The sequence below is a fragment of the Ruegeria sp. B10 genome (assembly GCF_056539825.1).
Genome location: NZ_JBQFVP010000010.1, coordinates 149,634 through 175,209, shown reverse-complemented (window position 1 = coordinate 175,209; position 25,576 = coordinate 149,634). Strand labels below are relative to the sequence as shown.

The 25,576-nt window shown below is 55.5% G+C and carries 23 protein-coding genes and 1 pseudogene; 17 read left to right on the top strand and 7 right to left on the bottom strand.

Going from position 1 to position 25,576, the window contains the following annotated elements; all coding sequences use genetic code 11:
• Positions 1 to 6: 6 nt before the first annotated feature.
• From napA to napF, 3 genes are read right to left on the bottom strand one after another with little or no spacing between them, the layout of a single operon-like run.
• Positions 7 to 2,499, bottom strand: a complete 2,493-nt coding sequence (gene napA, locus ACR0J4_RS15340) for a nitrate reductase catalytic subunit NapA (protein WP_170747345.1) — start codon at positions 2,497 to 2,499, stop codon at positions 7 to 9.
• A gap of 17 nt (positions 2,500 to 2,516) precedes the next feature.
• The gene (locus ACR0J4_RS15335) at positions 2,517 to 2,789 is read right to left on the bottom strand and encodes a chaperone NapD (RefSeq protein ID WP_170641165.1); all 273 of its coding nucleotides are present in this window, start codon (positions 2,787 to 2,789) and stop codon (positions 2,517 to 2,519) included.
• Entirely contained in the window at positions 2,786 to 3,298 is a 513-nt protein-coding gene (gene napF / locus ACR0J4_RS15330) for a ferredoxin-type protein NapF (RefSeq protein ID WP_170641167.1), read from the bottom strand. Before napF ends, ACR0J4_RS15335 begins: the two co-directional genes overlap by 4 nt.
• A gap of 582 nt (positions 3,299 to 3,880) precedes the next feature.
• Here napF and ACR0J4_RS15325 point away from each other — a divergent pair.
• The 3 genes and pseudogenes from ACR0J4_RS15325 to ACR0J4_RS15315 form a co-directional block, all read left to right on the top strand.
• Positions 3,881 to 4,104, top strand: a pseudogene (locus tag ACR0J4_RS15325) (hypothetical protein); the annotation flags it as partial.
• Between the two features lie 106 nt (positions 4,105 to 4,210).
• Complete coding sequence (locus ACR0J4_RS15320) at positions 4,211 to 5,584, top strand: cytochrome ubiquinol oxidase subunit I (protein WP_170641169.1); 1,374 nt, start codon at positions 4,211 to 4,213, stop codon at positions 5,582 to 5,584.
• Positions 5,585 to 5,590: 6 nt separating this feature from the next.
• Positions 5,591 to 6,601 carry a cytochrome d ubiquinol oxidase subunit II gene (locus tag ACR0J4_RS15315; RefSeq protein ID WP_170641171.1) on the top strand — a complete coding sequence of 337 codons (1,011 nt, stop codon included), beginning with the start codon at positions 5,591 to 5,593 and terminating at the stop codon, positions 6,599 to 6,601.
• A gap of 292 nt (positions 6,602 to 6,893) precedes the next feature.
• Here the strand turns inward: ACR0J4_RS15315 and ACR0J4_RS15310 are convergent, their stop codons facing one another.
• Genes ACR0J4_RS15310 through ACR0J4_RS15300 form a run of 3 tightly spaced genes read right to left on the bottom strand, consistent with a single transcriptional unit; the run spans position 6,894 to position 9,360 of the window.
• Positions 6,894 to 8,057 carry a saccharopine dehydrogenase NADP-binding domain-containing protein gene (locus ACR0J4_RS15310; protein WP_170554909.1) on the bottom strand — a complete coding sequence of 388 codons (1,164 nt, stop codon included), beginning with the start codon at positions 8,055 to 8,057 and terminating at the stop codon, positions 6,894 to 6,896.
• Positions 8,054 to 8,755, bottom strand: coding sequence for a DUF4166 domain-containing protein (locus ACR0J4_RS15305; protein ID WP_480668719.1), 702 nt, complete (start codon positions 8,753 to 8,755; stop codon positions 8,054 to 8,056). The genes ACR0J4_RS15310 and ACR0J4_RS15305 overlap by 4 nt, the downstream gene beginning before the upstream one ends.
• Before the next feature lie 41 nt (positions 8,756 to 8,796).
• Positions 8,797 to 9,360, bottom strand: coding sequence for a MarR family transcriptional regulator (locus ACR0J4_RS15300; RefSeq protein WP_170641173.1), 564 nt, complete (start codon positions 9,358 to 9,360; stop codon positions 8,797 to 8,799).
• A 545-nt stretch (positions 9,361 to 9,905) separates the two neighbouring features.
• Between ACR0J4_RS15300 and ACR0J4_RS15295 the strand changes: the two genes are divergently transcribed.
• The 4 genes from ACR0J4_RS15295 to ACR0J4_RS15280 are packed head-to-tail and all read left to right on the top strand — an operon-like array spanning position 9,906 to position 12,863.
• Positions 9,906 to 10,247 (top strand): copper resistance CopC family protein, encoded by a 342-nt coding sequence (locus ACR0J4_RS15295; RefSeq protein WP_170640256.1) that lies wholly within the window; start codon positions 9,906 to 9,908, stop codon positions 10,245 to 10,247.
• Between the two features lie 2 nt (positions 10,248 to 10,249).
• Positions 10,250 to 11,116, top strand: coding sequence for a CopD family protein (locus ACR0J4_RS15290; protein ID WP_170641175.1), 867 nt, complete (start codon positions 10,250 to 10,252; stop codon positions 11,114 to 11,116).
• A gap of 8 nt (positions 11,117 to 11,124) precedes the next feature.
• Positions 11,125 to 12,435: a multicopper oxidase family protein gene (locus tag ACR0J4_RS15285; protein ID WP_170641177.1), complete on the top strand. Its 1,311-nt coding sequence runs from the start codon at positions 11,125 to 11,127 to the stop codon at positions 12,433 to 12,435.
• Positions 12,432 to 12,863, top strand: coding sequence for a cytochrome c (locus ACR0J4_RS15280; RefSeq protein WP_170641179.1), 432 nt, complete (start codon positions 12,432 to 12,434; stop codon positions 12,861 to 12,863). Before ACR0J4_RS15285 ends, ACR0J4_RS15280 begins: the two co-directional genes overlap by 4 nt.
• 171 nt (positions 12,864 to 13,034) lie before the next feature.
• Here ACR0J4_RS15280 and ACR0J4_RS15275 read toward each other — a convergent pair whose 3' ends face one another.
• Entirely contained in the window at positions 13,035 to 13,931 is an 897-nt protein-coding gene (locus ACR0J4_RS15275; RefSeq protein ID WP_480668728.1) for a LysR family transcriptional regulator, read from the bottom strand.
• Between the two features lie 200 nt (positions 13,932 to 14,131).
• Between ACR0J4_RS15275 and cuyA the strand changes: the two genes are divergently transcribed.
• The 10 genes from cuyA (at position 14,132) to ACR0J4_RS15225 (ending at position 25,094) form a co-directional block, all read left to right on the top strand.
• Positions 14,132 to 15,145: a D-cysteate sulfo-lyase gene (gene cuyA / locus ACR0J4_RS15270; RefSeq protein ID WP_480668727.1), complete on the top strand. Its 1,014-nt coding sequence runs from the start codon at positions 14,132 to 14,134 to the stop codon at positions 15,143 to 15,145.
• A 32-nt stretch (positions 15,146 to 15,177) separates the two neighbouring features.
• Complete coding sequence (locus tag ACR0J4_RS15265; protein ID WP_170377011.1) at positions 15,178 to 16,137, top strand: ABC transporter substrate-binding protein; 960 nt, start codon at positions 15,178 to 15,180, stop codon at positions 16,135 to 16,137.
• A 69-nt stretch (positions 16,138 to 16,206) separates the two neighbouring features.
• The gene (locus ACR0J4_RS15260; protein ID WP_170554923.1) at positions 16,207 to 17,262 is read left to right on the top strand and encodes a betaine/proline/choline family ABC transporter ATP-binding protein; all 1,056 of its coding nucleotides are present in this window, start codon (positions 16,207 to 16,209) and stop codon (positions 17,260 to 17,262) included.
• Positions 17,259 to 18,803: an ABC transporter permease subunit gene (locus ACR0J4_RS15255; RefSeq protein ID WP_170554926.1), complete on the top strand. Its 1,545-nt coding sequence runs from the start codon at positions 17,259 to 17,261 to the stop codon at positions 18,801 to 18,803. The genes ACR0J4_RS15260 and ACR0J4_RS15255 overlap by 4 nt, the downstream gene beginning before the upstream one ends.
• 26 nt (positions 18,804 to 18,829) lie before the next feature.
• Positions 18,830 to 19,522, top strand: a complete 693-nt coding sequence (locus ACR0J4_RS15250; protein ID WP_480668726.1) for an alpha/beta fold hydrolase — start codon at positions 18,830 to 18,832, stop codon at positions 19,520 to 19,522.
• A 1,065-nt stretch (positions 19,523 to 20,587) separates the two neighbouring features.
• Positions 20,588 to 21,721, top strand: a complete 1,134-nt coding sequence (locus ACR0J4_RS15245) for an ABC transporter substrate-binding protein (protein ID WP_170641183.1) — start codon at positions 20,588 to 20,590, stop codon at positions 21,719 to 21,721.
• A gap of 49 nt (positions 21,722 to 21,770) precedes the next feature.
• Positions 21,771 to 22,691, top strand: a complete 921-nt coding sequence (locus ACR0J4_RS15240) for a branched-chain amino acid ABC transporter permease (RefSeq protein WP_170641185.1) — start codon at positions 21,771 to 21,773, stop codon at positions 22,689 to 22,691.
• A complete protein-coding gene (locus ACR0J4_RS15235; protein ID WP_170641187.1) occupies positions 22,688 to 23,665 on the top strand; it encodes a branched-chain amino acid ABC transporter permease in 978 nt (325 codons plus the stop codon). Before ACR0J4_RS15240 ends, ACR0J4_RS15235 begins: the two co-directional genes overlap by 4 nt.
• Positions 23,662 to 24,411, top strand: a complete 750-nt coding sequence (locus tag ACR0J4_RS15230; protein WP_170641189.1) for an ABC transporter ATP-binding protein — start codon at positions 23,662 to 23,664, stop codon at positions 24,409 to 24,411. The genes ACR0J4_RS15235 and ACR0J4_RS15230 overlap by 4 nt, the downstream gene beginning before the upstream one ends.
• Positions 24,408 to 25,094, top strand: coding sequence for a branched-chain amino acid ABC transporter ATP-binding protein (locus ACR0J4_RS15225; protein WP_170641191.1), 687 nt, complete (start codon positions 24,408 to 24,410; stop codon positions 25,092 to 25,094). The genes ACR0J4_RS15230 and ACR0J4_RS15225 overlap by 4 nt, the downstream gene beginning before the upstream one ends.
• Positions 25,095 to 25,576: the final 482 nt, after the last annotated feature.

The following is a 25,576-nucleotide window of genomic DNA, read 5'->3' as shown; positions in this document are numbered from 1 at the left end:
TCCCGGTTACGCACGCTCGACCTTGCAGGCGCATTTCTTGAAGTCGGTCTCTTTCGACAGCGGGCAGGTCGCGTCCAGCGTCAACTTGTTGGTCAGCTGATGCTCATCGAACCAGGGCATGAAGACCAGACCGCGCGGCACCTTGTTGCGCCCACGAGTCTCGACCCGGCTGGTGACCTCGCCGCGGCGGGTGGACAGAACGATCTCTTGTCCACGGCGAAGACCCCGATCTTCGGCGTCCTGTGGGTGCATGTAGACAACCGCGTTTGGATAGGCGCGGTGCAGCTCCGGCACCCGGCGGGTCATCGAACCCGAGTGCCAGTGCTCCAGCACGCGGCCCGTGGACAGCCACAGATCAAATTCTTCATCGGGCTCTTCGGCGGCGGGTTCGTAGGGCGCAAAGATGATGCTAGCCTTGCCATCGGGCTTGCCATAAAACTTCACGCCCGCGCCTTCGGGCACGTAGGGGTCATAGCCTTCGCGGAAGCGATAGAGCGTTTCCTTGCCGTCCACGACCGGCCAGCGCATACCGCGCGCCTCGTGGTACATTTCGAACGGTGCCAGATCGTGCGCATGGCCACGCCCGAAATCGGCATACTCCTCGAACAGGCCTTTCTGGACATAGTAACCGAAGTGTTCCGCATCGTCGTTGTGGAACCCTTCAGCGGTCTCGGACAGCGGGAACTGGTCGATCTTGCCGTTGGCATAGAGCACGTCATACATCGTCTTGCCGCGATGCTCGGGCATGGTGGCTAGCAGCTCTTCGCCCCAAACCTCTTCGACGGAGAAGCGTTTCGAGAATTCCATAAGCTGCCAGAGGTCCGATTTCGCCTCACCCGGCGCTTGCACCTGTTGCCGCCAGAACTGGGTGCGGCGCTCGGCGTTGCCATAAGCGCCTTCCTTTTCGACCCACATGGCGGTGGGCAGGATCAGGTCGGCAGACACGGCTGTGACCGTAGGATAGGGGTCGGACACGGTGATAAAGTTTTCCGGGTTGCGATAGCCGGGAAAGCCTTCTTCGTTGATATTGGGCGCGGCCTGCATGTTGTTGTTGCACTGCACCCAATAGGCGTTCAGGTCACCATCTTTCAGCTTGCGGTGCTGCAGAACAGCGTGGAATCCGGGTTTGTCCGGGATGGTGCCAGCAGGAATGTTCCACGCGGTCTCACAAATCTCACGGTGCTTATCGTTCGTAACCACCATGTCGGCGGGCAGACGGTGGGCAAAGGTGCCAACCTCCCGTGCGGTGCCACAGGCCGACGGCTGACCGGTCAGCGAGAACGGCGAGTTGCCCGGTTCGGAAATCTTCCCGACCAGCAGGTGCACGTTATACATCAGCGAGTTCACCCAAGACCCGCGTGTGTGCTGGTTGAAGCCCATGGTCCACAGGCTCATGACCTTGCGGTTTGGGTCGGCATATTGCTGGGCCAGACGCTCAAGCTGTTCGGCGGGCACACCCGACAGCTCGGATGTGTATTCCAGCGTGTATTTCGAAACCGCCTCGGCATATTCCTCAAAGCTGATCGGTTCCATCTTGCCGCCATTTGGGTTCTCGGCCGCTTCCTGCAGCGGATGGTTGTCGCGCAGGCCATACCCGATATCGGTGACGGTTTTGGTGATGTTGACGTGGTTCTGGACGAAGTCCTCGTTCACCGCGCCATTCTGAATGATGTAATTGGCGATATAGTTCAGGATCGCCAGATCGGTCTGAGGCGCGAACACCATCCCATTGTCGGCCAGCTCGAAAGAGCGATGTTCGAAAGTGGAGAGAACATGCACCTCGGAACCCGGTTTGGTCAGGCGCGTATCGGTAAGGCGCGACCACAGGATCGGGTGCATCTCCGCCATGTTCGAGCCCCACAGCACGAAGGTGTCCGCGTGCTCAAAGTCGTCATAACAACCCATCGGCTCGTCAATGCCGAAGGTCCGCATAAAGCCTACAACGGCCGATGCCATGCAATGCCGCGCGTTGGGGTCGATGTTGTTCGAGCGGAACCCGGCCTTCATCATCTTGGCAGCCGCATAGCCTTCCCAGACGGTCCACTGGCCAGAGCCGAATATGCCAACGCTGGTTGGACCCTTCTTGGCAAGTGCCTCTTTCCACTTGGCGGCCATGACGTCGAAGGCTTCGTCCCAGCTGACCGGCTCGAATTCACCGTTCTTGTCGTATTCGCCATTGGTCTTGCGCAGCAAAGGCGTTGTCAGTCGGTCCTTGCCGTACATGATCTTGGACAGAAAATAGCCTTTGATGCAGTTCAGGCCCCGGTTCACAGGCGCGTCCGGGTCACCCTGGGTGGCCACCACACGACCTTCCTTGGTGCCGACCAGAACCGAGCAACCTGTGCCGCAGAACCGGCACGCCGCCTTGTCCCAACGAATGTCAGACGTGCCGACTTGCGCCTGCGCTGCGCCTGTGGCCAGCGGAAGACCAGCCGCCGAAGCGGTCGCGGCGGCAGCAGTTGATTTCAGGAAGGTCCGGCGGGATTCAGAGATGGTCATAGCATGGGTCTCCGGTTTCAGGTCTGGCAGGAAGCGTTAAGATGCGGACGGGTCTCCGCGAGGTCTTCGAAATGGTGATAGGTCAGGGTCAGAGAGATCACGCCTGGGATCTGGTGCAGATCCATGATCGTCTCGGAGGCCAACTTTTCGGGCGTGTCCTCGACCACGACGACAACACGGCCATCTTCGGCAGTGGCATGGATTTCGACGCCGTCAAACCCTAGCATCGCCTCCTGGGCGGTTTGCGCGACGTCGGGGGCGACATGGACAAGGCATCCGCAGATGTTCATTGCAAGCTCTCCTGGGGGAGTGTTTCGTGGCGCTCAAATCGGATTGTATTGGCCGGGCACGCGCTGGCGCAGGCGCCGCAACCGGTACAAGCTTCTTGGTCAACGGCGGGCTCTGACCGTCCCCCAAGTAGCAGTTTGAACCCGATAGCGTTGCTGTCGCAGACGTCCTGACACACACGGCAGCTCACGCCATTCATCGAAAGACATCCTGCTGTGACATGGGCCCGCCACGGCCAATCACTCAGGTTTTCGGGTTTCAGTGCACCGGTTGTACAGGCCTCGGCGCAGGCGCCGCAGAACGTGCAGGGCGAGGCATCAAGGCTGACAACTGGCCAGCCTTGATGATTAAAGGTGATGATGTGTTTTTGGCAGGCCAAGACGCAATCGTCACATTGGACGCACAATTCGAAAAAGTGGTCCTGATCCGCGCCGGGCGGAATGATTGCTGTCCGGTCTTCGCGCAGCGGAGCACCACGCAGAAAGGCACGGCGGCTGGCTAGCTTATTCATAGGCTTGCGGTCCGCTGTTGATCTCGAGACTTACCAAACTCTTTATCGAACTGTCGCAGGCCAAAAATTGACCTATGTCATGTTCAATTTGATTAATTCTTGATCGTTTTTAAACTTTGCACATTTCACGCATAAGAAGAAGAGAATTTGTTTCTACCCCCGTATTTCGCCGGTGCATCTCAATCCAGGCCAATCATCGAGTCTCTTCGATAGACGCCTCTGTTCAGATTGTTTGAAAGTCCGCAACGGCGCATTGAGCCCAGTGTGTATTTTCAAATCCCCGCCTTGGTTTTCTTTTCACAATTCAAAGTTCATACCGGCCTCTGCGGTCAAAATATTGGCCCCCTCGGTTTCTGGGTAAAGCAGGGGGAATTGAAAAATTGAGTTGGCTGAGCGATAGGAAAAATATGCAGAAAACACCTGCCACTCACAGCTATGATGCGTTTCTGCAGCTGGGGAATTCACAAGATTTCTAGCAAAATTTGTTCATAGGAAAGAAGCCAGGCAAAAAAAACCCGCTGCTTGCAAACTACCGAACACTCGTAACAGCCGCCGATTTGTCTTTTGTCAGTTTTTAGGCGTTGGAGCAGGCGCGATCATGACAGCACCAAGCGCTGCATCTGGCGCAAGATTCGTGTAGGGATCTACGAGGAAACGCTTGAAGTGCGGGCGGTGTAGGTTGCGACGAGCAATGCGGCCCCCTCTCGGTAGCATCCTGCGGATGCGCCTGCGGGTCAATGGATGCCCCCATGTTGCCGAAGTTAATTGATCAAATCCCGACCGATCAGACCATCGGATCCGTGACTACCAAAACCATGCGCCACCCTGCCGCATGACCGGCTGTCGCACTTCCCTTAACGCCAAATCGGTCACACCTATCTGATTTTCAAGCAAGACTTCTACAGGTGAACAATGGACGCGCTTCTGCTGTCCCGCATTCAATTTGGGGCAAACATATCTTTCCACATCCTCTTCCCGACGATCACGATCGCATTGGGATGGGTGCTGCTGTTTTTCAAACTGCGCTTCAACGCAACCAAAGACACCAAATGGATGGATGCCTACCGCTTTTGGGTGAAGGTCTTCGCCCTGTCCTTTGCGATGGGTGTGGTCTCGGGCATCACCATGTCCTTCCAGTTTGGCACTAACTGGCCCGGTTTCATGGAGACCGTGGGCAATATCGCCGGGCCGTTGTTGGCCTATGAGATCCTGACGGCTTTCTTCCTCGAGGCAGTGTTCTTGGGCATCATGCTGTTCGGCTTTTCACGCGTGCCAAACTGGCTTCACACAACCGCGACTTTCCTAGTGGCGTTCGGAACGACTATGTCGGCCTTCTGGATTTTGGTCCTGAACAGCTGGATGCACACACCTGCCGGGTTCGAGATGCGGGACGGTGTAGCTTTCGCAACCGATTGGTGGGCAATCATATTCAACCCATCTATGCCTTACCGACTGACCCACATGCTGCTGGCCAGCGGCCTGACGGTAGCATTCCTGGTGCTTGGCTTCTCGTCCTTCCGCTGGCTGCTCGGAGATCGCGGGCAAGACGTGCGGGCAACTTTCAAGACCGGCGCGTGGCTGGGCGCATTGTTGATCCCGGCCCAAGTCTTCATGGGAGACATGCACGGGCTGAACACGCTTGAATATCAGCCGCAGAAGGTCGCCGCGATGGAGGGCAATTGGGAGACCAAATCAAACGTACCGCTGCTGCTGTTTGCCATCCCCGACGAAGCCGCGCGTGAAAACCACTATGAGGTCAGCATTTCCAACCTCGCTTCGATCATTCTGACGCATAAGGCAGATGGCGTGGTACCCGGCCTGAATGATTTTGTTGCCGCGGACGGCACCGTGCTGCACCCACCTGTTGCGCCTGTCTACTGGTCGTTCCGCATCATGGTCGGGACCGGTCTGGTCATGCTGCTGCTCAGCTGGGCGACACTGCTGTTCATGCGGCGCGGGCGCGGGCCTGCGGGAGTACCAAAACTCATGCAAATTGCATTGGTCCCGATGGCCTTTTCCGGCTGGGTCGCAACGCTGGCCGGGTGGTACACAACCGAGATTGGCCGTCAGCCGTGGCTGGTTCATGGTGTGCTGACAACTGAACAAGCCGTGGCTGATGTCCCCGCGCCGATGGTGGGAACGACACTGGCGGCCTACCTGCTGATCTACGCCCTGCTTCTGACGGCCTATATCGGTGTGCTGTTCTATTTGGCGCGGAAGGCGGCGCAGGGCGACCAACCCTCCCGCCCAGATCCGAAATACCCCAAAGCGGTTCCAGCGGAGTAAAGAACCATGACCTATTTTGGTGATCCGACACAGTGGCTGCCCCTGACTTTCGCAGCGCTTATGGGGCTCTCGATCCTTGTCTACGTTGTTCTGGACGGTTTTGATTTAGGCGTTGGGATCCTGTTCCCCTTTGCCGATGAGGCCGAAAAGGACCGAATGGTTGCCTCGATCGGGCCGTTCTGGGACGCAAACGAGACATGGTTGGTGCTGGCCATCGGCATCCTTCTGGTGGCCTTCCCGACCGCACATGGTGTTATCCTGACTTCGCTTTATTTGCCGGTGGCGATCATGCTGATGGGCCTGATACTGCGCGGTGTCGCGTTCGAGTTCCGGGTCAAAGCCCCGGCGCACCACAAACGCAGCTGGAACATGGCGTTCTTTGCGGGCTCGACGATGACCGCGTTGGCGCAGGGCTTCATGCTGGGCAAATACATCATGGGGCTGGACAGCACGTTCGGCACCTGGATCTTCGCCGCCATCACCGCCGTGTTTCTGGCCGTCGGCTATTCCTTCATCGGGGCCTGCTGGGTCATTCTCAAAACCGACGGGGTTCTGCAGAAAAAGGCCGTCGATTGGGCCAAAGGCGGTATCTGGGGGCTGATCATCGGCATCGGCGCGGTGTCACTGGCGACCCCTTGGGTCAGCCCGCGCATCTTTGACAAATGGTTCACCTTCCCCGAGTTCTTCCTGCTGCTGCCTCTTCCACTCATGTCGGGCATTCTGATCGCTTTGCTATGGTATGCCTTGCGTCACTTGCCCACCCGCAACGACAGTTGGGCCTGGTTCCCCTTCGCGGCGTCTATCGTTCTGTTCACACTGGCATTTTTCGGGATGGCGTACAGCTTCTATCCATATGTGGTGCCCGAGCAACTGACGATTTACGAAGCCGCAAGCGCTCCAGAAAGCCTGTTAATCATTCTGATAGGGACGGTCTTTGTTCTGCCGGTGATCGCCGGATACACGGTGATGGCTTACACGATCTTTCGGGGCAAGGCGACTGAGTTGCGATACGACTGAGCCGCGACAATCTTTGAATGACCCGTGGACCTGGAAAACGGGTTTTTTCGCAAAGTCTGGAGCGGCCGAAATCATCCATTTCTTAGACCCGAACCTCAAGAAACTCGAGCAACTGGTTGTGTTATGATCCAAAACTCTTGGAAATACGACAACAGGCCAATCTCAAAACCATTTAAAAACAAATATTAAGCCGAAATCTGTCGTGGCTGTTCAGACTTCGAGCTCCAGCTGCAACTCATCTCGCAACCCGCGGAAAATATATTCTTGGCACTCTCAGCCGTTCGGCGCGGGGTTATCGTTGGGCGGTACTTTGGCACATCTGATTTCTAAGGGTACGATTTATGGTTCCGACCGTCTCTTCAGTGTCTCTCGGATCTAGGTGTTCGAACACCCCGGTGCGAAGCTGCAAATCTTCCATCGCGCGTTCAACCACGGGCCGTGGAACCTCGTTCAGGCACGGACGCGCACCGGTCTTGATGTTTGGCAACTCTCGTAGGATCGTGCGGCACATGATCCCGGGCACAAACGGACCGTGACCCTCTTCGGCGATCAGCCGCCACTTGCGAATTACGCCTCGTCCGTTGCATTTGCCAGAAACACTCACCTCCATGCCGCCACGGTCGCTCCCGAAGGGATAAAGCGCTTGCGAAAGCATGTAGAGTGCAAAATACGCCCATTCTAGCAATTCGAGCCTCGCGTGTTGCCTCAACTGCGCCAGCAGACGGAGAGCCCCGTTCATCACCGGCAGTTCAAGGCCAGCGCGGAAGGCTACAGTCTTTGCGCCGGTCAGGGTCGGAAGAAGCGCGATATCGGGAACGTTGACGCTGTATCCAGCGCGGATCATACCCGGCTCCAGTTCATACAGTTTGCGATCCGTCCATCCGATGGTCGTCCGCCAAGCACCGTCACGCCATTGTTGATATGGGCGCCCGACGCCGCTCACGATGCTTTTGATAACGGACATGCCACGCGGTGCCCGGTTGCCGGGGAGGATGGCGATGTCGATCGTGTCGACGTCTTCCAGACCTTTGATCAGGTCTGCGACGATACACGAGGACAGGCCGGGCACGCTGGACGCGCCTGACAACACGAAAACACCGGCCTCCTTGGCATCAGTGTTCAAGGCTGCGATGCCTTGTGTGAATGTCGCACTATCTGACAGGTCAAGATAGTGGCAGCGATTGGTGATGCAGAGCTTTGGGATTGTGTAGGGGTCGCCGCGATAGTGCTGGAACGGTCCTGCGGCATCAATAACCACGTCCGGTTTCTGATCAAACAGCGCCTCGGGTGCTGTGCTGATATTCAGTTTTAATGTCTGCGCATTCAGGTCGTGAGCCAGAGCGCGCCCCCTTTCGGGATGCCGTCCTACCAGCCAGAGCTGATGTCCGTCTCGCGCCAGCAAGCGGGCAGTTAGAGATCCGAAAACGCCATACCCCCCTATGATCACGACCTTCATGACCTGATGCTCCGGATTATTTCCGCATCGCGGAAGGTGGCGTCCTGCCAGATCAACGCGCCAAACAACGGATGCGTCAGTTCCAAGGTGAATCGGAAATATCCACCACCAAGCTCTTCGTGGCCGACCACCAGACGCCCTGGGCATACCCATCGCGGAAAAGACAGCCGTCTTTGTCCCAGTTTCAGAAAATACCGGTCACTAACGAAGTAGAGGCCGGCCCGCGTGCTCTTGAGTCTAAGCGAGATGCCGATCCCAAAGCCGATATATTCTTCCAACCCGGTTGGTCCGGCAAAGCGTTTGGAACTGCCAACCATCTGCGGAAACCCGTTGGCCCGGCCATATTGCCGAATCCAAAATTGACCGTCCGTTGCCGCATCTTCCGTGACTGTCACCACGGCGGAGCGACCGACTGAGGTGCTATCGAAAGGCAGCGGTGCACCGATAGCTCGCAGGACAATGGCCAAAGCGCGTCCAATGAAGTTCATCTGCATGTGGATCACGCGTCCCTGATAGGCAAGGCTGGCATCACCCAGCAACCGTTTGTTGAATCTGCGTCGGATTGCTTTGGGCAAACGGGCCCATGCCGTAGCCCCCAGTAGGTTTTTGAACCGGTCGTCCTGGTCGCAGGCGGTATTGAATTGGGGTTGAATTGGTTCTGTTCCAAGCGCGGTCGAGGTTTCCTTCATTTCGAGCATTCTGTTGTTTCCGTCATAAGAGAAATTGAGGGTTAAATTTTTTACCGGCTCTTTTTGCCTCCGGTAAGGCTGAGCAGGGAAACAACCTTGGTTCCCATTTTCATCAACATCATCAGCTTCGGACGGGGCACTGTCAGCATGTCGCGGAACCATGTGTCGGCCGTTGTTAGGAACTCTTGCATATCCTGCATCCGCTGCAGCGTGATTGGGTCCAACCCGCTTTCGGTTTCAGCTTGGGCAACGCATGCGCGCAGAGCCTGTGTTGCGGGATCAATCTCGCGCTCTTTGCGCCCCTGAGCGATACGGATTCCCATCTCCCAAACATCTACCTCGGCCTCGTAATGCTCGCGCCGATCCCCCGGTACAGGAACGCGACGGATGAGCCGCCAGCTCACCAATTCCTTTAGAGAGTTGGACACATTGGATCGGGCAATACCCAGAGATTCGGCAATCTGTTCCGCGTTAAGGGGTCGGGAGCTGAGGTATAAAAGCGCGTGTATCTGTGCCACGGAACGATTGACACCCCACTGGTTCCCCATGTCGCCCCAATACAGGATGAACTGGCTTGCAGCATTTGATTTCGTCATGTCGATAATTTCTGTCATAACAGAAATATCAGGTATAAAGCACTGAAAATCAAGAGCACGATTGGAACTTCAAACAACAAAGCTATGTGGAGTGGGAGCTGAAGCGTCAAATATGAGATAAAATACTGGCTGAAAACGGTTTTTCGTGAGCGCTTTGATTTGGGCCGTCCGCTTGATTTCAACGATAACTTTACATACGCCCAGATCGGTGCATTGCCCTTTTCGGCTTTACGTCAAGTCGCGCGCAAAAAGAAAGCGTAGTAAGAGGATAAGTTGGGGGGTCGAAAAGAGGGGTTTTTAGAATAAGCTGAGAACAGAAACACTGCCACCTGTTCTCCGATTGGAGAACTTACGCGTATTCAAAATTTTTGAGTGCGGATAGTGCTTGCAAACTTCGGCGTGCCCGCAGCATTGGTTTTCACTTGAAGTGTCAGATTCGGGCCGTGAGCAACGGCTTGGTGACACGCATCTGGTGAAAGCTTAACCCTTGGCGACGTGGCTATGGTCATCGACTACGTCAGCAGAATACAGTGCGTCAATGGAATGAACTGAGGAACTTGCCGATGAAAATGCTCACCATAGTTGCATTGATTTCCGCGCTTGCCACAAACGCTTTTGCCCATTCGAAAGTGGACACCACCACACCCGAAGACGGCGCGACAGTTACTGAGGTGCCCTCTGAGATCAGCTTTAATTTCACGGATGATATTCGCCTGACAAAGGTTAACATGATCCATCAGGATGCGCATACAGTCACGCTCGACTTGGGAGACCAGACAAGTTTTAGCCGCGCGTTCGCGCTCCCGCTTCAAGGCATGGGTGAAGGTATCTATCGAATTGAATGGCGGGGCTTGGGTGTGGACGGACACGCAATGCAGGGTGAATTCACATTTACAGTGGACTGAGTATGCCCGATATCTGGGGAATAGGCGCAATACTGTCCAAGCTGATACTCTATGTCGGTATTGGCGGTTCGACTGGGCTTTTGATTATTCAGATTGCTTTCACCGACCTTGTGTCGCGTCTCAGCGATAGTATGCGTCTGCAGGTTGTGCTGTTGGCGGCGCTTGCGCTTGTTGCCTCTGTCCTCGGGTTCATGCTGCGTGGTGCTGCCCTGACGGGTGGGGCCGATGGGATGACCGATCCTGAAATGCTCGATCTGTTGTGGCAGACCTCGGTCGGCGACGCTCTAGTTCTTCGGATCACTGGGGCCATACTAATCATTGCCGGAGTGTTTATTCCCCTTGTTGGGCAATGGATCGCCCTCGCGGGTGGATTGCTCGCTTTGTGGTCCTTTGCTCAGGTTGGGCATATTCCTGAATTGGAACCAACAGGTGTTCGCTTGCTCTTGCTCTTGCACCTTTTAGGGGTCGCGTTTTGGATCGGCATCCTCGGACCGTTGCGCACCCTTTCGCTACGGCAAGAATATCTGAGCGACGCAGCCAAGTTGGGCCATCGATTTGGCCAGGCGGCTTCGATTGTTGTCCCTGCTATGATTTTGGCAGGGCTAATAATGGCTTGGATGTTGTTGGGCGATGTGAGGGCGCTGACGACTACCGGGTACGGGCAAACCCTTCTGATCAAAATCGCACTTGTAGGCGCGGTCCTGACGTCGGCGGCCGCAAACAAACTCCGCTTCGTTCCAGCCATGCAAGCAGGGGACGATAAGGCGGCGCGTCATCTGGCGCGCTCGATTGAAATCGAAACTACGGTCATACTGATGGTGCTTGTCGCCACCGCGACGCTCACCAGCGTTCTGACCCTACCGAATTGAGGCAACCCATGAAAAGGCGAGACTTCCTGTTCACAACATGCGCGGCGGCACTGGCACCGCGCATCGCTCTTGCATCAGCGCCCTTTGAACTGGTCGCACAGCCGGTCAATGCGCAAATTCTGCCCGAAGGTGATCCGGCAACTCCGATGCTTGGCTTTAATGGCAGTACGCCCGGTCCGGTGCTTCGCGCCCGTCAGGGCGATACATTTGATATTCGGTTCCTGAACCAGATTGGTGAAGGCTCGGCGGTGCATTGGCATGGGCTGCGCATCGACAATGCGATGGATGGCGTGCCGGGGATGACCCAACCCATAGTCGAGAAGGGTGCTGAGTTCGAATACAGCTTCCGAGCACCCGATGCGGGGACGTTCTGGTATCACTCCCACAACCGATCCTGGGAACAGGTTGCCAGAGGTCTCTACGGGCCGCTGATCGTTGAGGAGCTAAGCCCGCCCGATGTGGATCACGATCTGATTGTGATGATTGACGACTGGCGCATCACCGAAGACGGAGCGCTTGTCGACGGCTTTGAGAACAGGCACGACCAGGCGCATCAAGGGCGGTTGGGTAACTATGCCCGCGCGCTTTTCGAACCAAATATTCCGGTCCGGCGCGGTGATCGCGTGCGCTTGCGGTTGATCAATGTCGCAACAGACCGGATATTCCCGATTGAGCTTGAAGGCATCGACGGCAAAATCGTTGCGTTCGACGGCATGCCACTGCCGGACCCGCAAGAGGTTTCGAACCTCATTCTCTCACCGGCTCAACGCTTAGATATCATTGCTGACGTGACATCAGCAGATCACATCGCCTTTGTTTTCCCAACGCGCGACGATCCTTACCTGTTGGGTGAAATTCCGGTTGAAGGGGTAAACACCACGCGGCAACCGTCCGCGATTCCAACACTGCCACCAAACGAGCGGAAGCAGCCGGATCTGGACAATGCGGTGGACCTGTCGCTCACCATGCAAGGTGGGGCTATGAGCCGTCCCTTAAGCACGCAAACTGACATTTGGGCATTCAACGGACAATCTGGCTTATCAGATACGCCGCTCCACAAGTTTGAACGTGGCCAAACGGCGCGCATCCGTCTGGTAAACGACACCCGTTTCCCGCATGGCATCCATCTGCACGGGCATCATTTCTTTGAAGTTGAGGCGGACAGCAGCTTAGGCGCTTTCCGGGATACGGCGCTAGTCAATCCTGGTGAGACCCGCGAAATCGTTTGCGTGTTCGACAATCCCGGTAAATGGCTGTTGCACTGTCACATGCTGGGGCATCAGGCGGCTGGCATGAAAACATGGGTGGAAGTCGTATGAAACGCGTGCTGGTACTGGCTCTATGTGGCGTTGCGAGCGAGGCAATTGCCAGCCACGAAATGGAAGACCGAGATTTGACTAATGGGCGTGTTCTTTACGGAGACCACTGCGCGTCCTGCCATGGCATCAACCTGGAAGGACAACCAAATTGGCAGACTCCTGATGACAATGGTGTTCTGCCTGCACCACCGCATGATGAGACAGGGCACACTTGGCACCATGATAACCAGCTTCTCTTCGAGTACACCCGACTTGGTGGCGAAGCGGCGTTAGCCGTGCGCGGGGTCACTGGCTTTGCAAGCGGCATGCCGGCATTTAGTGATGAACTCACCAACAATGAGATTTGGGATATTCTGGCTTATATCAGGTCGACTTGGCCCGATCGCGTTCAGGAAATGCAAGCGAGTCGCAATCCGCCGCACAATTGAGGAAGACGGTCTTCTCTGCACTGTGGTAGTAGGGTCGTCCAAGTCCAAGACTGGTCCGTCTGCTGCCAAGACGCCACAGGGTTATGGCTTTATTTTTATAGGTTTCCGTCACTCAAAATTCGGTTCCAACGGATTGTCTTGGTTTCTGGCCAGAGCTTGCGCTTTTTCGGCTCAAGACTTTGAAGACGGCTTGTTTGTCCAGAAATCAAGCAACGTTTTCGCTATCTCGGTCTGGTGGTGGGCGTAGACCACCACGTCGAGCTTTTCCTGACCCAATTGGTTGCGTAGGGAGATTAGCTCGCCGCTTTCAATTTCCTTGTGCACCATGCTGAACGGCAGCCAACCAACACCGAGACCGTTCAGGATCATTTCCTTTGCTCCGCTTGAAAAGGCCGTCTGGCAAACGGGGTTTTTGCTAAAGTCGGCGGTTCCGAACGGAAGTTTGCTTTTGTTCAATGCTTCGCCAAAATAGCTGTTTTCGGGATAGACGATGGCAGGCGTATCCAAAGGCACGTCACCGTTTCCGCGCACTGCATAGCGCAATCCGCCACCGATGACCGGAATGAGGTAGTCGTGACCCCAAGTGCCGCGACGAATGCCTGCTCCGAACGGCATTGGGGTGACGGTTTGCGCCTCGTAGCATAGCAGCATGTTGGTATCGCCGCGCAGGAACAGAGTGACACAATCGTTCAGATTGGCAGTCCTGAGACGAAAACGGAGCCCCTTGAACGTAGTACGTGCACGCAATGCCATATCAGGGAAGGTGGAGACCACCGACGCATGTGTTGCGGCGATCGTCACAATCGAAACGGTCGGACCATGTTGCGCAATTTTTGTGCGCAGGTCATTTAATCTAGCGATCAAAGAGCGGATTTCGGCTTCGTTCGAGGCCAGTGCCAGACTGATCTCGACCCGGTTCGATTTGCGATCGAGAACTTCAATCCCCAGCCACTCCTCAAAACTGCGAATACGCCTTGAGAACGCGGGTTGTGTGATGTTTCTGCGGGCCGCGGCCCGCGTCATGTTCCGCTCTTCCAGAAGGGTCAGAACATCGTCAAACCACAGCATATTCATCCGCACCTCCATAGCACCCAAAGAAAATGTATGGGCAGCCTGCGAAATATGCACTGTTTTTATTCTTTTTCTTTTGAAACTGTTTGGCTGTAGGCAAAAGCAGGGAGAGTGTGGTGGCTGAGACAATTCAGATGACCGGCGGTGACGCGATGGTCGCGCCGGAGATGGTTTTGAGCTTGTGCAAGGAGCTATCGCTGACGCTGGCGAAATTTCCCCGGGTATCGCTTGGTCATCTTCCTACGCCTTTGGAGCCGATGGATCGCCTGAGTGAGGTTTTGGGTGGTCCACGTTTATGGGTCAAAAGGGATGATTGTACCGGCCTCTCGTCGGGTGGGAACAAGACTCGTAAGCTGGAATTTCTGATGGCTGACGCTGTCCAGAAAGGTGCAGATACCATCATCACGCAGGGGGCGACGCAATCTAATCACGCGCGTCAAACAGCAGCGGCGGCCGCAAAACTTGGCCTTGCGTGCCATATCTTGCTTGAGGATCGCACGGGTTCCAATGACCCGAACTATATTCTGAATGGAAATGTCCTGTTGGATCGATTGCATGGCGCCAGTGTCTCCAAGCGTCCTGGTGGTGCGGACATGAATGCCGAGATGGAAGCCTGCGCCGCGCGGATGCAGGCAGAAGGCAAAAACCCCTACATCATTCCGGGCGGTGGATCCAACCCGATCGGGGCATTGGGCTACGTGAACTGCGCGCGCGAGTTATGCGAACAGGCGGCCAATGCAGGTTTGAAAATTGATGCGCTGGTCCATGCGACCGGCAGCTCGGGCACACAAGCCGGATTGGTCGCCGGTCTTGCGACCCTAGAAAGTGACATTCACCTTTTGGGCATCGGCGTGCGGGCCCCACAAGACAAACAGGAAGGCATGGTACATGATCTGGCCGTGCGTACTGTCGAGTATATGGAGACGGACACGCCCATTGCGCGAGAAAATGTGCGCGCAAACTGCGACTACGTCGGTGCAGGATATGGTCTTCCGACCAAGGGGATGATTGACGCGCTCAAGCTGTTGGCCCGCACCGAAGGACTTTTGTTCGACCCGGTCTATTCAGGTAAAGGTTTGGATGGGCTCATTGACCAAACCCGCAAAGGCTATTTCGACGGCATGGACAATGTCGTCTTTCTGCACACCGGCGGAAGCGCAGCCCTGTTTGGCTATCCCGAAACTTTTGAACTTCCTGGCTACGTGGCCTGAAAATCTACAACAAACCAACAAGGAGATATCAAATGAAATTAAAAAAATACTTGATCAGCGCAGCTTTGGTTTCAGCTCTCGGCGCGCCACTCGCCGCTGAAGAGGTTAAGATCGGTGTTCCTACTTGGACCGGAGCGCAGGCTATTGCCCATGTCTTGGGTGAGATCGTGACCACCCGCATTGGCGGCACAGTGGAGTACGTGCCCGGTAACAACGCCACGATTTTTCAAGCGATGGATCAGGGTAAGGGTGATATCGATGTGCACCCTGATGTATGGCTGCCAAATCAGGAGGCCTTCACAAAGCAATATGTTGATGGTGCTGGCACCGTAACGTTGTCATCGAACCCCTATCAGGGCAATCAGGGTTTCTGCGTCTCCAAAGACTTTGCCGCAGAAATGAATATCACCGACATCGCGGATCTTGGACGCCCCGATGTGGCGGCTGCGATGGACAGCGATGGCAATGGCAAGGGTGAGATGTGGATCGGCGCACCCGGCTGGGCTTCGGCCAATGTGAACGAGGTGAAAGTCCGCGATTATGGCCTGTTGGACTTTATTGATCCAATCCGTGCCGAGGAAGCTGTGAAGACAGCGCGCATCAAGGACAGTATCGCCAAAAAGGAAGGATATGCCTTTTACTGCTATGAGCCGCATGCCGTCTGGTACATGTTTGACGTGGTGATGCTGACCGAACCGACTTATGACCCTGAAAAATACGTGATGGTGCAGCCCTCCGACGACCCTGACTGGTACAACAAGTCGATGGTAGCCAGTAAGGACGCTCTGAAGGAAGTTCAGATCGCCTGGTCCAACTCGCTTGGGGATCGGTCGCCGGCGATTGCGGAATTCTTCGCAAACTTCTCCCTGACCGCCGATGACGTGAGCTCGCTGGCCTTCGAGATCAGTGCCAATGGACGCGATGCAGAGGAAGTTGCGGCCGAATGGGTTAACGCCAATTCCGAGCGCGTAGATGCGATGCTGGGTCTCTGAGCCAGACCAAAAAACAACGGGCAGCACCTAGCGGTGCTGCCCCACTTAAAGGCACGCACGGGTGGGCGGATGAGCGACGAGACTGTAATCGAAATTTCCAACATCTGGAAAATCTTCGGGGCAAAACCTGAGGCCGCTCTGGAAGCCATTCGTGCGCGGGGGCTGACCAAGGCTGAAGTCCTTGCTGAATTCAACGCGGTGGTGGGCGTGGCCGATGTCAGCCTCAACGTCAATCGCGGTGAGATCTTCTGTATCATGGGCCTATCAGGGAGCGGCAAATCCACACTCGTGCGCCATTTCAATCGCCTGCTCGAACCGACGGCGGGCAAGATCGAGATCGAGGGCACGGACGTCATGGCGCTCGGCACAAAGGAGCTTCAGGCTTTCCGCAACCGGAAAATCGGGATGGTGTTCCAGAATTTTGCTCTGATGCCCCACCGTTCGGTCCTCGACAACGTGGCAATGCCGCTGGAAATCCGCCAGGTCGCCAAAAACGAGCGTATGCGGCAGGCGGCCGCCATTCTCGACATTGTCGAACTGGGGGCGTGGGGGTCGAAATTCGCTCACGAACTCTCTGGTGGTATGCAGCAGCGTGTGGGGCTTGCCCGTGCGCTCGCGGCCAATCCTGATGTTCTATTGATGGATGAGCCATTCTCCGCACTTGATCCCCTGATCCGGCGGCAGTTGCAGGATGAGTTCATCCGGCTGTCCAAAATCCTTAAGAAGACCACGATCTTCATCACCCACGACCTTGATGAGGCCGTTCGCATTGGAGACCGGATTGCGATCATGCGTGACGGCAAGATGGTGCAGATCGGCTCGGCTGAGGACATTGTCATGCATCCCGCTGATGACTACGTCGCTGATTTCGTGGCTGGGATATCGCGGCTGAAGGTGGTGCATGCTCATGCGGCGATGCAGCCCTTGGACAGCTATCTCGCTACGCACGGCCCACTGCCTGCTGACATTGATCGGGTGGACCACAATGAGACACTTTCAGCATTGATTACACGAGCTATCGACGACGAACGGCCGGTTCTGGTGTCCGAAGGCGGCCAAGACAGAGGTGTTATCACTCGCGCAGATCTGTTGCGCACCGTGATTGAAGGGACGGAAATGTCATGAGCGAAGATCTTGGTGTGAACCCCCTTGAAGACACAGAAAGCGAAGCCGCGCAGGCCTATGCCGAGGAACGCCGCGAGAATATCCGCACCTTTGTGCGCACCAGCCCCGATTACTACATCCGCAATTTCGACAAGATCGGGGCGTCCGCGCGCTTTACGGCAACTTTCAACGCAATGGCCGGGCTCTTCGGTCCGATCTGGTTCGGCGCACGTGGACTTTGGTCATGGGCATTGGCCTTTCTTGTCGTCGAAGCAATCGGATTTGTGCAGATCGCGCGGGGCTTATTCGGAGATTTGGGAGCAGACGCGCTGGCCCGTGTGACCTCGATCGAAGGTACGCTCGATTTGCGCTACCAGCAGCTTGCGGCCGCCCAAGAGAGCGGCTCGGATCGAGCCGCGGCCATTCAACGCCAGATCGAAGGGCTGGAGGCCAATATTGAAGGCTTCCGCGCCGAGGCAGAATTGCTCGCCGCGCAAGGCCCGTCGATTGCCCTTACCGGTGTTGCCATCTTGCTTGTGGCCAAGCTCATACAGGCTGTGGCCGCCAATTGGGCACTGGAGGCCCGGTTTTCCGACTGGCTCTCAGATCGCACCATTCGCTCTGGCATGCCGGTCAGCCAGATAGTCTTTAGCGCGGGTTTCATGATCCTGTTAGTCGCGACCGCAATGATCCACTACAGCTTCCCGGGCCGTTTTTCATTTCTTAGCGAATTCCCGACAGATAACTCAATTCGCCTGGCTAGTATTGACAGTGTAGAGGCATTTATCGCCTGGTGCGTCGCCAACAGTGTGGCGTTCTTTGACGGGCTCACCGCAGCTATTCGCTGGTTGCTGGATGCCATGGAGGTTGCGTTGGTTCAGACCCCCTGGATCGTGGTGGCCGCGCTGATCGTTCTGTTGACCTGGCTTACCGCTGGCTTGCGCATGGCTATATGGTCTGGTGCCTTTCTGGCCTATATGGGCCTTCTCGGCTTCTGGGAAAAAGCTATGACGACGTTGGCGCTTCTCGGCACTGCGGCGTTGCTTTCCATCGTGATTGGCATTCCTTTGGGCATGTTCTCTGCGCGTCGACCGCGCTTCTACGCGGTCATCCAACCGATCATGGATTTCATGCAGACCATGCCTGCTTTTGTCTTCATGGTGCCTGTGATTGCCTTTTTCGGGGTTGGTAAGCCAGCGGCAGTCATTGTCACTATGATCTTCGGTGGGACACCCGTGGTACGCCTTACCGTTTTGGGCCTGCGTGGTGTGCCTGAAAGCGTGCGTGAAGCCGCGATCAGTTTTGGCGCCAACAAGTGGTACCTTCTCACCAAGGTCGATCTTCCGCTCGCCAGCCCCTCCATTCGCGCAGGCATCAACCAGACAATCATGCTGTCGCTGGCCATGGTCGTCGTGGCCTCACTTATTGGTGCGAAAGGGCTGGGCGAAGATGTTCTCGAGGCGCTGCAATACGCCAATGTGGGCCAGGGTATCCTCGCAGGCTTTGCCATTCTCTTCTGCGCGATGATCCTTGACCGGATCGTTCAAGGTCAGCGAAAGTGACCCCCCTTGTCCTTGTTCATGGTTTCATGGGGGGCAGCGCACAATGGGATGGGTGTCGCGATACTTTGCAGCAGCATGCTGATGTGATTGGCGTCGACCTGCCCGGGTTCGGAGCAAATGCCCATCTGCCGCCAATCGACAGCATTGGCGGATATGCGGATTGGGTCGTCCGGCACCTCCGCGGCCTTGGAGTGGAGGAGTATCATCTGCTGGGTCACTCCATGGGCGGCATGATCGCTCAGGAAATTGCTTTGCGAGATAGTGAAAGGATTGACCGCCTTGTCCTTTATGCAACTGGCGCCATCGGTGTTTTGCCGGGGCGGTTCGAAACCATTGAACAAAGTAAAAAGCGCGCTGTAGAAGACGGCCCGGCAGCCACCGCGCGTCGGATCGCAGCAACTTGGTTTTTGGATCGCGAAGCTGCACCCGGATATGAACACTGCGCCGCGATTGCCGCTCAAGCCAAGCTGCCGGCCCTGGAGGCCGGCCTAGATGCGATGAAAATCTGGTCAGGGCAACAGAACCTGTCCCAAATCCAACAGGAAACTCTCGTCCTTTGGGGAGATCATGACCGAACATATCCATGGAGCCAAACTAATATGCTCTGGGAGGCGATCCCCAATACTTCGCTTGCTGTCGTACCGGCCTGCGCCCACGCGCTCCATGCAGAGCAATCTGACCTGTTTCAACGCCTTATATCCAACTTTTTGGATCGCTGAAGTATGCAGTCGACTTTGACTTTTGCATGGTCGCAGCCAGCTTTGTCCGCGATCCGGAAGTTCTTTGCCGGCTCGAGTTAGCGGTCGCAGCGAATGTCTGGTTTGGTCAGTCACGCCGCAGCGAATGCCGGAATCGATGAACCGTTGGAATAGGCCGCCAGTTCAAAATTGCTACTTGAGCTGGCAACGCTTCAGAATAGAGGATGTAACTTTGGTCGGCGGAAAGGTAAGTTCATTGGTCAAAAGGCAAAGTATCTCTTTATTTGACAAGAAACTTTTTTGGCCGGAGTGAGAGGATTCGAACCTCCGACCCCTTCCTCCTGAAGGCGAGTTCTCGGGATGAAGTAAACAAAATAAGGGCTTTGAATGCCAGCCATTGCACTTCGGTGGCAGATAGCGTTGCGATAACGTTGCGGTTTCATTGCGAGCAAACCCGGCCTCTGTCGTATGTTGGTAAGCTCTTGTTTTTCAGTAAGTCATCCAGCACCTTATGCTCAGTGCTAGTTTGTTCTCTGTTATATTGCCCAGATCCAGCCCACTTATGCACGGTGAAGAGCTCTGCCATCGGTCAGGCCATTCACTTTCTCCAGAATAGCGTCTGCGTCAATGCAGTGATGGCGATAGAGGTCGCCGATTGTTCCCGTCTGACCAAAATGCTCGACACACATTGGGACAACGCTGAAATGGCGGCCACAGGTATCAGCCTCACAGCAATTCCGGCTCCAGGTCGAGCCGTCGCTTGGATGGCAGACCTTGAAAGTGAAGGCGGATGATCTCGGGACTGGTTTTAAAGTATTTGAAGGTCTGGTCATGGGCAAAAGCTACGCGACCGCCCTGTCCTGCTCAAACAAAGCTCTTCTGACAAGACACCCCAAAATCTGCGGATTTAGGTGCTGACAACTAATTAAAGCCATAGAGATTGAAAGCTTGCACTGGACATTGCCTTTGTGAACAGGAAAGCATTTCAATAATGACTGTTTGAGAAAGCGGTCCTTGATGTAGCAACTTCAAATAAGGCCGGGCAAATGCAACCGGCGATAGTTAAAAATAACATGGGGGGAACTTATGAAGTATAAATCGATTGCCATTGCCGCATCCATCGGGTTGCTGGCCACAGGTGCATTCGCTGAGACGAAGGTCGGTATGATAACTACTCTGTCCGGTGGTGGAGCCGGCTTGGGAATCGATGTGCGCGACGGTTTCATGCTGGGTATCAACCAATCCGGGCGGGATGATATCGAGGTCGTCGTCGAAGATGATCAACGAAAACCCGACGTCGCCGTGCAGCTTGCTGACAAGATGATCCAGTCCGAGAAGGTGGATATCCTGACGGGCATTATCTGGTCGAACCTCGCAATGGCTGTTGTTCCAGCGGCAACGGCCCAAGGTAAGTTCTATTTGTCGCCGAACGCCGGACCGTCGGCGCTAGCCGGTCAAGGTTGTCATGAAAACTACTTCAACGTCGCCTGGCAGAACGACAACCTGCACGAAGCAGCTGGCGCCTATGCCAACACGGCAGGGCATAGCAACAGCTTCATCCTGGCCCCGAATTATCCGGCGGGCAAGGACGCTTTGACTGGGTACAAGCGGTTCTTCCAAGGCGATCTTGCCGGTGAGATTTATACCGAGCTTGGCCAAACGGATTATGCGGCCGAGATTGCTCAAATTCGTGCGTCCGGCGCAGACAGTGTCTTTTTCTTCCTTCCTGGTGGAATGGGGATTTCGTTTCTCAAGCAATACGCGGACAGCGGGGTCGATCTGCCCGTGGTGGGACCGGCGTTTTCATTCGATCAGGGCATCCTTCAAGCCGTCGGGCCCGCAGCACTTGGGATTGTGAATACCAGCCAATGGAACAAGGATATCGACAATCCAACAAATGCCGCGTTCGTTGAAAGCTTTTTGGCCGAGTACGGGCGGCTTCCGTCTCTCTACGCAAGCCAGGGCTTTGACACGGCACAGTTGATCGTTTCGGCGCTCGGATCGGCTGATGTCTCGGATCAAGACGCGTTCAGAGATGCATTGCGCGCGGCCGAATTCGACAGCACGCGTGGCGACTTTGAATTTGGTCCAAACCACCATCCGATTCAGACTATCTACGCGCGCGAAGTCATTCAGGAAGGGGATGTTTTCACCAACCGGATCATTGGTGTGGCGTTGGAAAACCACTCGGACGCCTACGCGGCAGATTGTAAAATGTAACCTGAGGCCGCCCCCAACTAAATGGCGGCGGCCCGTTTTTGCTCAAACCGTGACTTTCATCCTTATCGCCGAGCAGATTCTGAACGGAATACAGTTCGGCTTCATGCTCTTTCTCATGGCAGCAGGCCTGACGCTGATCTTCGGCGTGATGGGCCTAATAAATCTTGCGCACGGATCACTCTACATGGTCGGCGCTTTTGCAGCTGCGGCGGCCGCTGCGGCGACGGGGTCTTTCTTGGCGGCCGTTGCAGCTGCCATTTCTGCGGCGGCCATGGCCGGGGTCATCGTCGAATTGGCAGTCATTCGTCGGCTCTATGCCCGTGATCACCTCGAGCAAGTGCTTGCGACTTTTGCGCTGATACTGATTTTCTCCGAGGGTACGCGATGGATCTTCGGTTCATTCCCGCTGTTTCTCGAAATTCCAAGCTATCTGTCCGGTCCCGTTTCATTGCCAGGCGGCATTCAGTATCCGCTCTATCGCCTCGCGCTCATCCTTGTAGGGCTTTTCGTGGCGGTTGGGCTGTGGCTCTTCATCTCACGGACCCGCATTGGCATTCAGATTCGTGCCGGAGAAAATGACCGCGAAATGATTGCAGCACTCGGCGTTGATATTGGTCGCTTGTACACGTTTGTCTTCGCGCTCGGAGCAGCGCTCGCCGGATTAGCGGGAGCACTTGTGGGTGCCATCCAATCGGTCCAGATTGGAATGGGTGAGCCGATCCTGATCCTCGCTTTCGTCGTCATAGTGATCGGGGGCATCGGGTCCATTCGGGGGGCGCTTATCGGCAGTTTGCTGGTTGGATTGACCGATACCCTGGGCGGCATCTTCCTGCCGGAACTGTTCAAACTGTTCGTGGCGCCAGATGTTGCAACGTCGACTGGTTCGGCATTGGCATCAATGTCGATTTACGTTCTTATGGCTGGCGTGCTGATGTGGAGACCGACCGGGCTGTTCGGGGCAAGAGCATGATCCCAGAAAAAGCACTAAACGTCATTCTCACGAGCCTGCTTCTTTGTGTGCCGCTTTGGGCTTGGGTCTCGGACGAACCCTTCACAATTACGTTGGCGACCCGCGCGGTCATCTTCGCTCTGGCTGCGGTTGGTCTCAATATCGCGCTTGGGCTTGGAGGACTCGTGAGCCTCGGACACGCGGTCTTCTTTGGGATTGGCGGCTATGCGATGGGTATTCTGGCTTTTCACGCGCAGACGTATTCGCCATTGATGGAATGGCCGTTCACGATTTCTGGCACCAAGCTAATGCCTGTGATCTGGTTGGTGGCAATACTGTTTTCAGGTGCTACCGCCTTTATTATCGGGCTTCTGTCGCTTCGAACTTCAGGCGTTTATTTCATCATGATCACTCTGGCCTTCGGGCAGATGTTTTTTTTCTTTGCAATCAGCTGGCCCGCCTATGGCGGAGAAGACGGCCTTTCCATCTACATTCGAAATTCGTTCCCGGGTATGAACACGCTTGATCCCATACAGTTCTTCGGAATCTGTTTTGCAATTCTGGGCTTAGTCCTTTGGCTAAACGTGCGGCTCGTAAAATCGCCCTTTGGGCTTGCGCTAAACGCGGCGCGGCAAAGCCCCGAGCGGGTAGAGGCGGTCGGGCTTGATCCGTTTCGGCTGAGACTCATTGCATTGGTGATTTCCGGCATGATCTGTGGGCTGGCGGGGGCGCTTTTTGCCGATCTTAATCGCTTCGTCAGTCCGACGATGTTCAGCTGGCAGATGTCAGGTGAACTGATCGTTTTCATAATCCTCGGAGGGTTGGGCCGGACGTTCGGGCCAGTTGCAGGCGCGACTCTGTTCGTCGTACTCGAGCATGCGCTTGGAGGCATTAGCGAATATTTCCTATTCTTTCTTGGTCTGCTTTTGTTGGCGGTCGTCCTTTTCGCCCGCGGCGGCCTGTACGGCGTCATCACGGGAAGGTCCGACCGATGATGCGGCCCGTGTTGCAAGTTGACGGTCTTACTCGACGCTTTGGCGCCCTGATTGCAAACGACGACGTGACATTGGACGTGAGGCCCCGCGAAGTTCACGCCGTGATCGGCCCAAACGGGGCTGGTAAATCGACGCTCATCGCTCAGATCTGCGGCGGCCTAAAGTCTGACGCAGGTTCGGTTCGCCTTCAGGGCCAGGATATCACTCACGAGACCACTAAAAACCGGGCAAGGCTCGGGCTAGGACGCACCTTCCAGATTTCCGCTCTAGCGTCAGACGACACCGTCTTGCAGAATGCCATGCTGGGCGCGCTTGGGGCCAAAGGCCGACCCTGGCAATTCTTCCTACCCGTTCTTGACGACAAAAACCTGCGCGATCACGCAGAGAATGCATTGCGTCGTGTGGACTTGATCGACTTTGCAGACAAGCGAACAGGCGAACTCAGCCATGGTCAGCGCCGCCAACTGGAAGTCGCAGTTGCGCTGACCCTTGAACCAAAGGTGTTCATACTGGACGAGCCAATGGCCGGTTTAAGCGCGGAAGGCACGAAGCTGCTCACGAAGCTGCTGAGTGACTTGCGAAATCAGGCCCCGATCCTGCTTGTGGAACACGACATGGATGTCGTCTTCAAATTGGCTGACCGAATAACGGTTCTTAATTATGGGCGTGTAATTGCCACAGGATCAGTCGAAGATATTCGCAAAAATCCAATAGTTCAGCGCGCCTATCTTGGAGAGAACTTATGAGCCGTCTTTCCATCTCCGACCTAGTAGCAAGCTATGGCAAGAGCCAAGCCCTCTTTGGCGTTGATCTGACGATCGAAGCGGGCCAAGTCGTCGCCCTTATGGGGCGCAATGGTATGGGCAAGACGACCACCGTTCGCGCTATTTGCAGAATGATCGCAAGCAAAGGCTCGATGGAGTTTGCCGGCACCGACATTCGCAGACTGTCGAGCCACCAAGTGGCAAGGTTGGGCATCGGCCTTGTCCCCGAAGGCCGCCGCGCATTTCGCGATCTAACGGTGCGTGAGAACCTCGTAGCTGTGTCCCGACCTGGCCATTGGGATATAGACAAGGTCGTTGCGCTTTTCCCGCGTCTCAGCGAACGCGCCGATCAGCTTGCGGGCTCATTGTCAGGCGGAGAGCAGCAAATGTTGGTCATCGGGCGCGCGTTAGTTACCAATCCACGCTTGCTAATATTGGATGAGGCCACGGAAGGGCTTGCGCCAAATATCAGGCGAGAAATCTGGGAGACTGTGGAGCAACTGAAACGGGAATCTGGTCTTTCAATTCTGGTAATCGACAAATCGCTTAGCGAGTTGCGAGCGGTCTGTGATCGCGCGACAATCCTTGAGCGAGGCAGATCAGTCTGGTCTGGCGCAATGGACGATCTGGATAGTGAAATAAGCCAGCGGCATCTCGGCGTTTAGTTGGTACAAATGCCCAAGCCTTGACAGCTACCAAGCGTCCACGAAATCGCTTTTGATGGTTCGCCGCAAAATCAGAATAGCTGTCAAATAGCGAACCGCATTGCTTCCGCCTGGATGGAATGGCTGCTGTTTCTGCAGGCTGTGAGTTAGGAGAGACACAAATTCTAGCAACGCAGCGAGTGGCCGCTAAGCTGGCTGCGACGCAGTATTCGGTTGCAGTGCTCAAAGTCGGCTCTGGGCCGTTAGTTCAAAATTACTATTTGAACTAGCAACGCTCCAGGCGAGTGGAGGTAATTTTTGTTGGCGAAAAGGTAAGTTAATTGGTCAAAAGGCAAAATATCTCTGTATTTGATAACCTGTTTTATTGGTCGGTGTGAGAGGATTCGAACCTCCGACCCCTGCCTCCCGAAGACCGGTGCAGAGGGCCAAGTTATTGCATTTTAGTCAAAGGAGCCCTGTTATCCAGGCGTTGTCGCCAATCA

Coding starts and splice junctions, on each gene's coding strand:
- napA (WP_170747345.1), bottom strand. CDS start 2,499: ATGACCATCTCTGAATCCCGCCGGACCTTCCTGAAATCAACTGCTGCC.
- ACR0J4_RS15335 (WP_170641165.1), bottom strand. CDS start 2,789: ATGAACATCTGCGGATGCCTTGTCCATGTCGCCCCCGACGTCGCGCAA.
- napF (WP_170641167.1), bottom strand. CDS start 3,298: ATGAATAAGCTAGCCAGCCGCCGTGCCTTTCTGCGTGGTGCTCCGCTG.
- ACR0J4_RS15320 (WP_170641169.1), top strand. CDS start 4,211: ATGGACGCGCTTCTGCTGTCCCGCATTCAATTTGGGGCAAACATATCT.
- ACR0J4_RS15315 (WP_170641171.1), top strand. CDS start 5,591: ATGACCTATTTTGGTGATCCGACACAGTGGCTGCCCCTGACTTTCGCA.
- ACR0J4_RS15310 (WP_170554909.1), bottom strand. CDS start 8,057: ATGAAGGTCGTGATCATAGGGGGGTATGGCGTTTTCGGATCTCTAACT.
- ACR0J4_RS15305 (WP_480668719.1), bottom strand. CDS start 8,755: ATGCTCGAAATGAAGGAAACCTCGACCGCGCTTGGAACAGAACCAATT.
- ACR0J4_RS15300 (WP_170641173.1), bottom strand. CDS start 9,360: ATGACAGAAATTATCGACATGACGAAATCAAATGCTGCAAGCCAGTTC.
- ACR0J4_RS15295 (WP_170640256.1), top strand. CDS start 9,906: ATGAAAATGCTCACCATAGTTGCATTGATTTCCGCGCTTGCCACAAAC.
- ACR0J4_RS15290 (WP_170641175.1), top strand. CDS start 10,250: ATGCCCGATATCTGGGGAATAGGCGCAATACTGTCCAAGCTGATACTC.
- ACR0J4_RS15285 (WP_170641177.1), top strand. CDS start 11,125: ATGAAAAGGCGAGACTTCCTGTTCACAACATGCGCGGCGGCACTGGCA.
- ACR0J4_RS15280 (WP_170641179.1), top strand. CDS start 12,432: ATGAAACGCGTGCTGGTACTGGCTCTATGTGGCGTTGCGAGCGAGGCA.
- ACR0J4_RS15275 (WP_480668728.1), bottom strand. CDS start 13,931: ATGCTGTGGTTTGACGATGTTCTGACCCTTCTGGAAGAGCGGAACATG.
- ACR0J4_RS15265 (WP_170377011.1), top strand. CDS start 15,178: ATGAAATTAAAAAAATACTTGATCAGCGCAGCTTTGGTTTCAGCTCTC.
- ACR0J4_RS15260 (WP_170554923.1), top strand. CDS start 16,207: ATGAGCGACGAGACTGTAATCGAAATTTCCAACATCTGGAAAATCTTC.
- ACR0J4_RS15255 (WP_170554926.1), top strand. CDS start 17,259: ATGAGCGAAGATCTTGGTGTGAACCCCCTTGAAGACACAGAAAGCGAA.
- ACR0J4_RS15250 (WP_480668726.1), top strand. CDS start 18,830: ATGGGGGGCAGCGCACAATGGGATGGGTGTCGCGATACTTTGCAGCAG.
- ACR0J4_RS15245 (WP_170641183.1), top strand. CDS start 20,588: ATGAAGTATAAATCGATTGCCATTGCCGCATCCATCGGGTTGCTGGCC.
- ACR0J4_RS15235 (WP_170641187.1), top strand. CDS start 22,688: ATGATCCCAGAAAAAGCACTAAACGTCATTCTCACGAGCCTGCTTCTT.
- ACR0J4_RS15230 (WP_170641189.1), top strand. CDS start 23,662: ATGATGCGGCCCGTGTTGCAAGTTGACGGTCTTACTCGACGCTTTGGC.
- ACR0J4_RS15225 (WP_170641191.1), top strand. CDS start 24,408: ATGAGCCGTCTTTCCATCTCCGACCTAGTAGCAAGCTATGGCAAGAGC.